Raw genomic sequence first — 11,570 nt, 5'->3', positions numbered from 1 at the left:
CGGTGTCCTCTCCCAAACCCCCCCCCCCCCCCCCCAACCCCCCCCCCCCCCACCCCCCCCCCCCCCCCCCCCGGGGGCCCCCCACAAAACCAACCCGTGGCCGCCCCCCCCCAGTTCTTGTCCCAGGTCGCCGCCTGGTGAGGCAGGCGGGGCGGGGCTCAGAATTCTGAGCCGGCGGGGAGGTCGGGAGTGGAGGGGTCCTCGGGGTCGGAGGGGCCGGCGGCGAGGCCCATTTCGGCTTGGCTGGCGAGGCCCGTGTGGTTCGGGACGACGCGGACGGTGTAGCCGAACGGGCCGGTGCGGTCGAGCTTCAGCTCGCCCTCGTACCGGTGCCGGTTGCCCTCATACGTCTCCGCCAGCGACAGCGACGTACGCACGGGGTCGGTGATCTCGTCGTTGGTGTCGACGCGACCGTGCAGGACCTCGACGCAGAGGTCGGCCGGGGTCAGGTCGCCGATCGCCGCGAACGCGCGGATGCCGACGGTGGTCCCGAGCTGCGGTACGTCGCCCAATCCCTGCAGCTCCACGTGGTCGACCCGGATCTGCTCCCACGCCGCCCGGACCTTCTTCTTCCACGCGGCCAGCTCGCGGGCACCGTCGTACGTCGAGTTCAGCGACCGTGACGACTGAGCGGCCGGCACATACAGCTGCTCGACGTAGTCGCGAACCATCCTGGTGGCGAGCACCTTCGGGCCGAGCTCCTTGATCGTGTGCCGCAGCATCTCGATCCAGCGACCGGGCACCGCGCCGTCGTAGAACCGCGGCGCGACCTGCTTCTCGATCAGGTCGTACAGCGCGTGCGCCTCGAGGTCGTCACGCCGGTCGGTGTCCTCGATCCCTTCGGCGGACGGGATCGCCCAGCCGAACTCGTCGTCGTACCACTCGTCCCACCAGCCATCGCGGATGGACAGGTTCAGCGCGCCACACAGCGCCGCCTTCATACCGGACGTGCCACACGCCTCGTACGGGCGCAGCGGGTTGTTCAGCCAGACGTCGCAGCCCGGGTACATCGGCTGCGCCAGCGCGATGTCGTAGTCCGGCACGAACACGATCCGGTGCCGGATCTCCGGGTCGTCGGCGAAGCGGACCATCTCCTGGATCAGCTTCTTGCCACCCTCGTCGTGCGGGTGCGCCTTGCCGGCGATGACGATCTGGACCGGCCGCTGCGGGTGCAGCAGCAGCGCCTTCAGCCGGGCCGGGTCGCGCAGCATCAGCGTCAGCCGCTTGTACGACGGAACCCGCCGGGCGAAGCCCATCGTCAGGACGTCCGGGTCGAGGATCGAGTCGACCCAGCCGAGCTCGGCCTCGCTGGCACCGCGGTTGAGCCAGGACTGCCGGACCCGGGCCCGGGTGTCGTCGATGAACCGCTGCCGCAGGATCCGCTTGGTCTCCCAGATCTGCTGGTCGGTGGTCTTGTCCAGACCCTCGAAGACGGTGTCGCCCTCGGCCGTGTAGTTGGCGTAGGTCAGGTCGTGGATCTCCCGCGCCACCCAGGTCGGCGCGTGCACGCCGTTGGTGATCGAGGTGATCGGTACGTCGACCGGGTCGAAGCTCGGCCACAGTCCGGAGAACATGCCCCGGCTAACCACGCCGTGCAGCTTGGACACGCCGTTGGCCCGCTGCGCCAGCCGCAGACCCATGATCGCCATGTTGAACACACCCGGGTCGCCGCCCTCGAAATCCTCGGCGCCGAGCTCGAGGATGCGGTCGATCGGGACGCCCTTGCCGAACGCGTCCGGCGAGAAGTGCTGCTGGATCAGCTCGACCGGGAACCGGTCGATGCCGGCCGGCACCGGGGTGTGCGTGGTGAACACGGTGCCACCACGGTTCACCTCGAGCGCGGTGTCGAAGTCCAAGCCCTTGTCGGCGGCCAGCTCGCGGATCCGCTCGACGCCGAGGAAGCCGGCGTGACCCTCGTTGGTGTGGAACACCTCGGGCGCCGGGTGGCCGGTGATCCGGCAGTACGTGCGGACCGCGCGGACACCGCCGACGCCGAGCAGGAGCTCCTGGAGCAGCCGGTGCTCGGTCGAACCGCCGTACAGCCGGTCGGTCACCTCGCGCTCGGACGGGTCGTTCTCCTCCATGTCGGAGTCGAGCATCAGCAGCGGCACCCGGCCGACCTGCGCGATCCAGATCTGCGCGTGCAGTTGCCGGTTGCCCGGCAGGGTCAGCGTCACGGTCGCCGGGGCGTCACCATCGCGAAGCAGGCTGATCGGCAGCCCGTCCGGGTCCACCAGCGGGTAGCGCTCCTGCTGCCAGCCTTCACGGTTGAGCGACTGCGCGAAGTAGCCGTGCCGGTACAGCAGGCCGACACCGATCAGCGGCACACCGAGGTCACTGGCTGCCTTCAGGTGGTCACCGGCCAGGATGCCGAGACCGCCGGAGTACTGCGGCAGCACGTGGGTGATGCCGAACTCCGGGGAGAAGTAGGCCACCGCGCTGAGCGGCGTACCGGCCTCGGCCTGGAACCACCGGTTGTCGGTCACGTAGCTGTCCAGGTCGGCTACGGCCAGTTCCAGCCGGCGAAGGAAAGCGTGGTCGTTGGCCAGCTCGTCGAGCCGGGCCGCCGGGACCTCACCGAGAAGCTTGACCGGGTCACCGCCGGTGCTCCGCCACAGCTGCGGGTCGACGGCCTCGAAGACGTCCTGCGTCTCCGGGTGCCAGGCCCAGCGGAGGTTGTTCACCAGGGTTCCCAGGCCGGTCAGCGGCTCGGGCAGGACAGGGCGGACGGAGAATCGTCGTATCGCTCGCACCGGGACACCGTACCGGGCCATGGGTCGCAGAACACCCTCGGGATGCATCGATCTTGCAACTCAAGCAAGATTTTGCAGGAGCGCATGGCGGAGACCTGCACTGGGAACCGATAACGTCAGTCCTGTAGTTCTCGATGTAGTTACCCAACCCGCCGGATCCGTAATCGGGCGGGTCCGCATTCTGAGGGGAAGGTTCGTCTACGCCATGACTGGGCGCATCCCGATCACCGACGTCACCCCGACCGTCGACGCCGGAGCGTATCCGGCCAAGGCCTCGGTCGGCGAGACGTTCACCATCGCGGCAACGGTCTTCCGTGAGGGACACGACGCGGTGAACGCGAACGTCGTACTGACCTCGCCGTCGGGACAGACCAGACGGATGCTGATGACCCCGGTCGGGCAGGGCAGCGATCGCTGGACGGTCGACGTGACGCTGCAGGAGCAGGGCGCGTGGACGTTCGCGGTCGAGGGCTGGAGCGACCCGTACGGGACCTGGCGGCACAACGCCGAGATCAAGGTGCCGGCCGGTCTCGACGTCGACCTGATGTTCGCCGAGGGCGCAGCGTTCTTCGACCGCGCGGCCGCCGGTGTGCCCCCCGCCGTACGGGCTGATCGGGCCACGCTGGGCGATGCCGCGCACGCGCTGGCCAACGGGGCGCTGCCACCGGAGGCCCGGCTGGCCGCGGGAATCTCGCCGCAGGTGCGAGCCTCGCTCGGGCGGTATCCGGTCCGCGAGCTGATCACCTCGTCGGAGACCTACCCGGTGTGGGTCGACCGCGAGCGCGCGCTGTACGGCAGCTGGTACGAGTTCTTCCCCCGGTCCGAGGGAGCGAAGTACGACGAGGAGTCGGAGACATGGACGTCCGGGACCTTCCGGACCGCGGCCGAGCGGCTTCCCGCGGTCGCGAAGATGGGCTTCGACATCCTCTACGTGCCGCCGGTGCACCCGATCGGGCACGCGTTCCGCAAGGGCCCGAACAACACCCTCGACCCGAAGCCCGGTGACCCGGGTTCGCCGTGGGCGATCGGTTCGGCCGAAGGCGGGCACGACGCGATCCACCCCGAGCTCGGCACCTTCGAGGACTTCGACTACTTCGTCGGCCGTGCTCGTGAGGCGGGCCTCGAGGTGGCCATCGACCTGGCCCTGCAGGCCTCGCCGGACCACCCCTGGGTGACCGAGCACCCGAAGTGGTTCAGCGTCCGCGCGGACGGCTCGATCGCGTACGCCGAGAACCCGCCGAAGAAGTACCAGGACATTTACCCGATCAACTTCGACAACGATCCCGAAGGCATCTACGCCGAGGTGCTGCGGATCGTGAAGCTGTGGATCTCGCACGGCGTCACGGTGTTCCGGGTCGACAACCCGCACACCAAGCCGGTGAACTTCTGGGAGTACCTGCTCGGCGAGATCCGCAAGACCGACCCGGACGTGGTGTTCCTGTCCGAGGCGTTCACCCGGCGGCCGATGATGCACGAGCTGGCCAAGGTCGGGTTCCACCAGTCCTACACGTACTTCACCTGGCGCAACGAGAAGTGGGAGCTGGAGGAGTATCTGCAGGAGCTGACCAAGGAGACCGGCCACTTCCTGCGGCCGAACTTCTTCGTCAACACACCGGACATCCTCACCGCCTACCTGCAGTACGGCGGACCCGGCGCCTTCAAGATCCGGGCGGCGATCGCGGCGACGGCGTCACCGACCTGGGGTGTGTACGCCGGTTTCGAGCTGTTCGAGCACGTCGCACTGCGGCCGGGCTCGGAGGAGTACCTGGACACGGAGAAGTTCCAGCTCCGCCCGCGGGACTGGGAGGCCGCGGCGGCCGAGGGTCGCACGCTGGCGCCGTACCTGACGTTGCTGAACACGGTCCGCCGCCGGCACCCGGCCCTGCAGCAGCTGCGCAACCTCTCGCTGCACTCCGTCGAGGACGAGGCGATCATGTGCTACTCCAAGCGCACGACCGCACCCGACGGGCACAGCGACACCATCATCATCGTGGTGAACACCGACCCGCACTCGGTCCGCGAGTCGATGGTCCACCTCGACATGGCCGCCCTCGGAATGCGCCCAGAGGACACCTTCACCGTGTACGACGAGATCACCGGAGCCACCTGGCGCTGGGGCCAGCAGAACTACGTCAAGCTCGACCCCAACGGCGAGCCCTGCCACATCCTCGCCGTCCGCCGCGGCCAGGCCTAGAGCGGGACGGTTTCCGGGTACTTGAGGCCCGCCCCGGTGTTGAGGGCTACGACCTGGTCGTCGGCGCGGATCCAGCCGGACTCGCGGAGCCGGCGGACGGCGGCGAAGTTCGCGGCGCCTTCGGGACAGATGAAGGCGCCTTCGAGCCGGGCGACGAGGTGCTGCTCGGCGAGGATGTCCTCATCGTCGACGGCCACGGCGCACCCGTCGGTCTCCGCGATCGCCTGCAGGACGAGGAAGTCACCCAACGCCTTCGGCACGGTGATGCCGAAGGCAACGGTTTGCGCATCCGGCCACGGCTCGCTCTCCGGCAGGCCCTTCTCCCACGCCCGCACGATCGGCGCGCAGCCGGTGGCCTGTACGGCGACCAGCCGCGGCAGCGGACCGTCGATCCAGCCGAGCTCGCGCAACTCGACGAGCGCCTTCCAGATCCCGATGATGCCGACACCGCCGCCGGTCGGGTAGAGGATCACGTCGGGCAGCTGCCAGCCGAACTGCTCGGCGATCTCGAGGCCCATCGTCTTCTTGCCCTCGATCCGGTACGGCTCCTTCAGCGTCGACACGTCGAGGTACCCCTCGCGGCTGGCCAGCTCCGCACGGATGAACGCACCGGCATCGCCGATCAGCCCGTCGATCAGGTGCAGTTCGGCGCCGACCACGCTCACCTCGCGCCGGCAGATCTCCGGCGCCGCGATCGGCATCGCGATCAACGCCTCAATCCCGGCCCGCGCGGCGTACGCGGCCCAAGCCGACCCAGCGTTCCCGTTCGTCGGCATCGCGATCTTCCGTACGCCGACCTCGTACGCACGGGACACGCCCACCGCCGCACCCCGGGCCTTGAACGTACCGGTCGGGATCAGCCCCTCATCCTTCATCAGCAGCCGGTCGACCCCGACCTCACGCCCGTACCGCGGCAACGGCAGCAGCGGCGTCATCCCCTCCCCCAGGCTCACCACGTTGTCCGCGGACCGCACCGGGAGCAGCTCGTGGTACCGCCACAGATCCGGCGGCCGGGTGGCCAGTTCGTCCTTGGTCAGCGTCACCGCGCTGACGTCGTACCTGGCCAGCAGCGGTGAACCGCACGGGCAGAGGCCGATGACCTGGTCGGCGTCGTGGACGGATCCACAACGAGGGCACTCGAGATGACTCAGCGCAGAGAACGTCACACCTGCAGAAACTACCCCGCCCGGAGGCTGGTGACCGATGGGCGTTGGTGATCGGTGAGACGGAAGCCGATGCCGCGGACGGCGTCGATGGTGACCGTGGTGCCGAGTTCGTCGAGTTTGCGGCGCAGGCGCTTCACCACCGAGTGCACGTCGGCGGTGCCGCGGAGGTCCCGGTTGCGCCACACGGTCTGGTGCAGAGCGTCGTACGTCCAGACCCGGACGGGAGTGGACATCAGCCGGGTGAGCAGGTCGTGCTCGAGCTCGGTGAGCTGGATCTCGCGGCCACGCCAGCGGGCGACCGAGCGGGCCCGGTCGATCGTCAGGACGTCGGCGTCCGGCTCCTCCCCCGACGTGCGCGACGCGACGGAGTCGACCACGTTCGGCTCGGGCGGTTCGGGGTGCTCGGGGGCGGCGGGCGGGGGCTGCTGCGCGGGCACGAGCAGCTTGCGGAGTTCGTCGAGACTGGAGACCAGCAGCAGCGGAGCGACGTCGTCGACGAGCTCGGCGAGCCGAACACGCTGCTCGGGCGAGGCCGCGACCGCTATCAGCAGCGGGAACGGCTCCGGACCGGTCGTGGTCAGATCGACGTCCGCAGGGGCGGGGACACGGGCGGTGACCATCCGATCACGATGTCAACCTCTGCCCGGGATCGTCAACGGACTGCCAACGTTTGACCACTTTGCCTCGATCGGTGCGACAGCTAGTCACATGTTGCTCACGAGGTGTGCTTGTTACCACGTTGTTCTGACACATAAGGTCCACGTCAGGCTCGCGGTGTCACATGCCGCGACCTGGGGGGCACGGAGCGTTCGCCCAACCGGTCCAACCGCCCAACGCGAACCTCCATGCACCTCTGCACCGATGACTCGGGGGAGTCAACTCGGGGTCTGTCAAGTGAGGGGCTGCAGAGATGTCACATCAACCACGAAGGGGACTCACCAGATCTCTGGTGGGTGCCCTCGCGACGGTGGCCGTCCTGGCCACCGGGCTGGCCGCGGCCGGCCAGGCGCAGGCCGCACCACCTACCAAACCTGAAGCCACACCGGCACCGGCTGCCAAGATCAAGCCGGAACTGCTGTCGAAGCTGGAGGGCAAGGACGCCAAGGCCGCGACGGACTACTGGGTCCGGTTCGCACCGAAGGCCGATCTGACCGCCGCGAGCAAGATCACCGACTGGAACGAGCGCGGCACCGCCGTGGCCGCGGCGCTGCGCAAGACCGCCGCGGACAGCCAGGCGAAGATCCGCGCCGAACTGGACGCACAGCACGTGAAGTACACCGCCTTCTGGGGTACGAACGCGATCCGCATCCAGGGCGGGTCACTCACCCTGGCCCAGAACCTGGCCACCCACACCGAGGTCGAGGGTCTGTACGCCCCGGTCGCGATCGAGGTGCCCAAGGTCACCCAGGGCACGACCGAGCACGAGATCAACGCCGTCGAGTGGGGTATCGCGAACATCAAGGCCGACCAGGTGTGGTCGCAGTTCGGTGACAAGGGCGAGGGCATCGTCGTCGCCAGCATCGACACCGGCGTGCAGTTCGACCACCCGGCGCTGGTGAAGCAGTACCGCGGCAACAACGGCGACGGCACCTTCGACCACAACTACAACTGGTTCGACGCGGCCGGCACCTCGCCGAACCAGCCGGCCGACGGCAACGGCCACGGCACCCACACGATGGGCACCATGGTCGGCGACGACGGCGCGGGCAACCAGGTAGGTGTCGCGCCGGGCGTGAAGTGGATCGCCGCGAACGGCTGCTGCCCGAGCGACGAGGCGCTGATCACCTCCGGTCAGTGGATGCTCGAGCCGACCAACCTCGCCGGGCAGAACCCGGACGCGAGCAAGCGGCCGAACGTCATCAACAACTCGTGGGGCTCGACGCTGCCGTCGAACGACCCGTTCATGGAGGACATCACCCTGGCCTGGACCGCGTCCGGGATCTTCGGTGCGTTCGCCAACGGCAACAGTGGTGAGGGCGGCTGCAACACCTCCGGTTCGCCGGGCAGCCTGACCAGCAACTACTCGGCCGGTGCCTACGACATCAACAACAACATCGCGTCGTTCTCCGGCCGTGGTGTCGGTCAGAACGGCACGATCAAGCCGAACATCTCGGCCCCCGGCGTCAACGTCCGTTCCAGCCTGCCCGGCAACACCTACGGCAGCTTCAACGGTACGTCGATGGCCACGCCACACCTCGCGGCCACCATCGCGCTGCTGTGGTCGGCCTCGCCGGCTCTGAAGGGTGACGTCAACGCCACCCGGGCGCTGCTGAACCAGACCGCGGTCGACGCGCCGAACAGCCAGTGCGGCGGCACCCCGGAGAACAACAACGTCTTCGGACAGGGTCGTCTCGACGCGCTCGCACTGCTGCAGGCCGCGCCGATCGGCGACACTGGCACCCTGACCGGCAAGGTCACCGCCGCCACCGGTGGTGCCGCCCTCGCCGGCGCCAGCGTGACGGTGAAGACGGCCGGCCAGCCCGACAAGGTCCTGACCACCAGCAGCACCGGCACGTTCTCGTCGGTCCTGCCGGCCGGGAGCTACGACCTGACGGTGGCGTCATTCGGGTACCAGACCCAGACGGCCACGGTCAGCATCACCACCGGTCAGACCACCACCAAGGACTTCGCCTTGGTGAGCTCGCCGCAGGTGAGCGTCGGCGGCACCATCACGGACGGCTCCGGCCACGGCTGGCCGCTGTACGCGAAGGTGAGCGTCGAGGGTCCGGGCGGTGTGTTCGACTACACCACCCCGAGCAACGGCCGCTACAGCCTGAAGGTGCCGGCCGGTGCCGCGTACTCGCTCAAGATCGAGTCGCAGCTCCCGGGCTACCAGACGGTCAGCCTGCCGATCACGGTCGGCAGCAGCAACCTGACCAAGAACGTCGCAGTCCCCGTCCTCAGTGACTCGTGCACCACGGCGCCGGGCTACAAGTACGGCTCCGACGGTGTCTACGAGACCTTCGACTCCGGTGCGGCCCCGAGTGGCTGGACCGTCGTCGACAACAAGGGCAACGGCCAGGTCTGGCAGTTCAACGACCCGGGTAACCGGGGCAACCTGTCCGGTGGCAGCGGCAAGTTCGCGGTCATCGACAGCGACAAGTACGGTCCCGGCGGCCTGCAGGACACGTCGCTGGTCAGCCCGGTCGTGGACCTGAGCGCGGTCACCGCCCCGGTGATCCGGTTCAACCAGGACCTCAACTGGCTGAGCGGTGAGAAGGCCGACGTGGACCTGTCGATCGACGGCGGCGCCACCTGGACCACCGCGCTGACCCAGATCACGGACGCCCGTGGAGTCAAGGAGATCGCGATTCCGCAGGCGGCCGGCAAGTCCGCCGTACAGGTGCGGTTCCACTACTGGGACGCCTCGTACGAATGGTGGTGGGAGGTCGACAGCGTGCTGATCGGCAGCCAGATCACCTGTGAGCCGACCGGCGGCGGCATCGTCGTCGGAAACGTCAAGGACGCCAACACGAACGGCTTCGTGAACGGCGCGGTCGTCACCCGTGACGGCAGCTCCGAGTCCGCGACCACCGTGGCGACGCCCGAGGACACCGGTCTGAACGACGGCTTCTACTGGCTGTACTCGTCCGCGGACGGCGACCAGGGCTTCACCGCCAAGGCCGGCAACTACGTCACCTCGACCGCGACCGTCGGAGTCGAGGCCGACTGGACGACCGTGGCCGACTACTCCCTGAAGGCCGGCCGGCTGAGCGTCACGCCGGGCAGCGTGACGGGCAACCTGAAGCTGCCCACCGGCAAGGTCACCAAGTCGTTCACCGTCACCAACACCGGTGGCGCGGACGTCGACGTGAAGTTCGGTGAGAAGGACGGCGGCTTCGTCCTGGAGAACGCGAACGGCACCAAGACCACGAAGGCGCAGGTGCTGAACGGCACCGGTGCCCCGCTGCAGCGGCTCGCGGTGCAGACCTCGTTCGCCAACATACTGTCGGGCAAGACGGCCGGTACGCCGGCCGTCGCGAAGCCGCTCGCGGCGCCGTGGACCGACATCGCCGACTACCCCGCGACCGTGATGGACAACCGGGTGGTCAACCTCGACGGCAAGATCTACTCGATTGCCGGTGGCAACGGTAGTGCGTCGAGCGCGAGCAGCTACGTGTACGACCCGGCGGCGCTGGCCTGGACCGCCATCGCTCCGCTGCCGGCCGCCCGTAACGCCGTCACCGTCGGCGTCGTCGGTGGCAAGATCATCGCCAGCTCCGGCTGGGGCGTCTCGGGTCCGGACGCGGCGACCTGGGCCTACGACCCGGCCGCCAACGCCTGGACCTCGGTGGCCGCCAACCCGGCTCCGCGGGCCGCGGCCGGTCAGGCTGTCGCGGACGGCAAGCTGTACGCCGTCGGTGGCTGCACGACCTCCGGCTGCCTCCCGATGAGCAACACGGTGGTCCGGTACGACCCGGCCGCCAACGCGTGGGAGACGCTGGCGAACTACCCGAAGTCGGTCGCGTTCGCGTCCTGCGGTGCCATCGACGGCAAGGTGTACTGCGCCGGTGGTAACGACGGTACGAACTCGCTGAAGTCGGCGTACGTCTACGACCCGGGAGCCGACTCCTGGACCGCGGTCGCGGACGCCCCGTCCGACCACTGGGCGGCGTCGTACGCCGTCGCCGGCGGCAAGCTGCTGATCGTCGGCGGCGTGCAGGCCGGTGCTGTCACCAACGCCGGGTTCTCGTACGACCCGGCCGCGGACAGCTGGACCGCCCTGCCGAACGCCAACCTGCCGCGGTACCGCGGTGGCGCGGCCTGCGGCTTCTACAAGGTCGGTGGCTCGTCCGGTGGCTTCACCGCCACGGTCGACAGTGAGGCCCTGCCGGGTCTCGAGGACTGCGCCGAGTCGTCGGCGGACGTGAGCTGGCTGTCCATCGACAAGAGCGAGGCCACGCTGGCCCCGGGCGCGTCGACGATCGTCAAGGTCACGCTCACCGCGAACGTGGACCAGCCGGGGACGTACTCCGGCGGGGTCACGATCGGCGAGAACACCCCCTACTCGGTCGCACCGGTCGGCGTGACGATGAACGTCACCCCGCCGACCACCTGGAGCAAGCTGCAGGGCACCGTCTCGGGCGTCAGCTCGGCCGGCGTCACCGCACCGCTCCCGGGCGCGATCCTGCAGGTGGACTCGTGGGCGCAGTCGTACACCTTCATCACCGACAAGGACGGCAACTACGCCTACTGGCTGGACCGTCGCAACAACCCGCTCACCCTGATCGCCGCCAAGGACGGCTACAAGCCCCAGACCCGCACCACCAAACTGGTAGCCGGCACCCCGGTCACCGAAGACTTCGCCCTGAAGTCCATCAAGTAACACCTGACTAACCCGGCCGGCCCCCGCCCTCCAAGGGCGGGGGGCCGGGCGCGGACAGGGGGCGACCCCCCCCCCGGCCACACAAGCGGCGCACCCCGCCGGACAGAAACCCACGCGCCCCGCACCCCGCC

At 69.0% G+C, this 11,570-nt stretch carries 5 protein-coding genes; 2 read left to right on the top strand and 3 right to left on the bottom strand.

What is annotated here, in order from left to right:
- Window positions 1-158: 158 nt before the first annotated feature.
- Window positions 159-2,753, bottom strand: coding sequence for an alpha-glucan family phosphorylase (gene glgP / locus AB0E63_RS45320; RefSeq protein ID WP_360380779.1), 2,595 nt, complete (start codon window positions 2,751-2,753; stop codon window positions 159-161).
- A gap of 205 nt (window positions 2,754-2,958) precedes the next feature.
- Between glgP and AB0E63_RS45315 the strand changes: the two genes are divergently transcribed.
- Window positions 2,959-4,947: an alpha-1,4-glucan--maltose-1-phosphate maltosyltransferase gene (locus tag AB0E63_RS45315; RefSeq protein WP_360380776.1), complete on the top strand. Its 1,989-nt coding sequence runs from the start codon at window positions 2,959-2,961 to the stop codon at window positions 4,945-4,947.
- Here AB0E63_RS45315 and AB0E63_RS45310 read toward each other — a convergent pair.
- Both AB0E63_RS45310 and AB0E63_RS45305 read right to left on the bottom strand, forming a co-directional pair.
- On the bottom strand, window positions 4,944-6,113 hold the full coding sequence (locus AB0E63_RS45310) for a threonine synthase (protein ID WP_360380773.1): 1,170 nt from the start codon (window positions 6,111-6,113) through the stop codon (window positions 4,944-4,946). The genes AB0E63_RS45315 and AB0E63_RS45310 overlap by 4 nt on opposite strands.
- A gap of 11 nt (window positions 6,114-6,124) precedes the next feature.
- Window positions 6,125-6,733 (bottom strand): winged helix-turn-helix domain-containing protein, encoded by a 609-nt coding sequence (locus tag AB0E63_RS45305; RefSeq protein WP_360380770.1) that lies wholly within the window; start codon window positions 6,731-6,733, stop codon window positions 6,125-6,127.
- Window positions 6,734-7,062: 329 nt separating this feature from the next.
- On the opposite strand from AB0E63_RS45305, the gene AB0E63_RS45300 reads away from it, so the two are divergent.
- Entirely contained in the window at window positions 7,063-11,439 is a 4,377-nt protein-coding gene (locus tag AB0E63_RS45300; protein ID WP_360380768.1) for a S8 family serine peptidase, read from the top strand.
- The last annotated feature ends 131 nt before the right edge of the window (window positions 11,440-11,570 follow it).

The sequence above is a fragment of the Kribbella sp. NPDC026596 genome (genome assembly GCF_040638415.1).
GTDB lineage: Bacteria > Actinomycetota > Actinomycetes > Propionibacteriales > Kribbellaceae > Kribbella.
The sequence above is the reverse complement of the archived record's forward strand: the minus strand, read 5'-3'. Positions and strand labels throughout refer to the sequence as shown.

What these genes read in the sequence shown, in the direction of transcription:
- AB0E63_RS45315 (WP_360380776.1), top strand. Translation starts at nt 2,959, where the DNA reads ATGACTGGGCGCATCCCGATCACCGACGTCACCCCGACCGTCGACGCC.
- AB0E63_RS45305 (WP_360380770.1), bottom strand. Translation starts at nt 6,733, where the DNA reads ATGGTCACCGCCCGTGTCCCCGCCCCTGCGGACGTCGATCTGACCACG.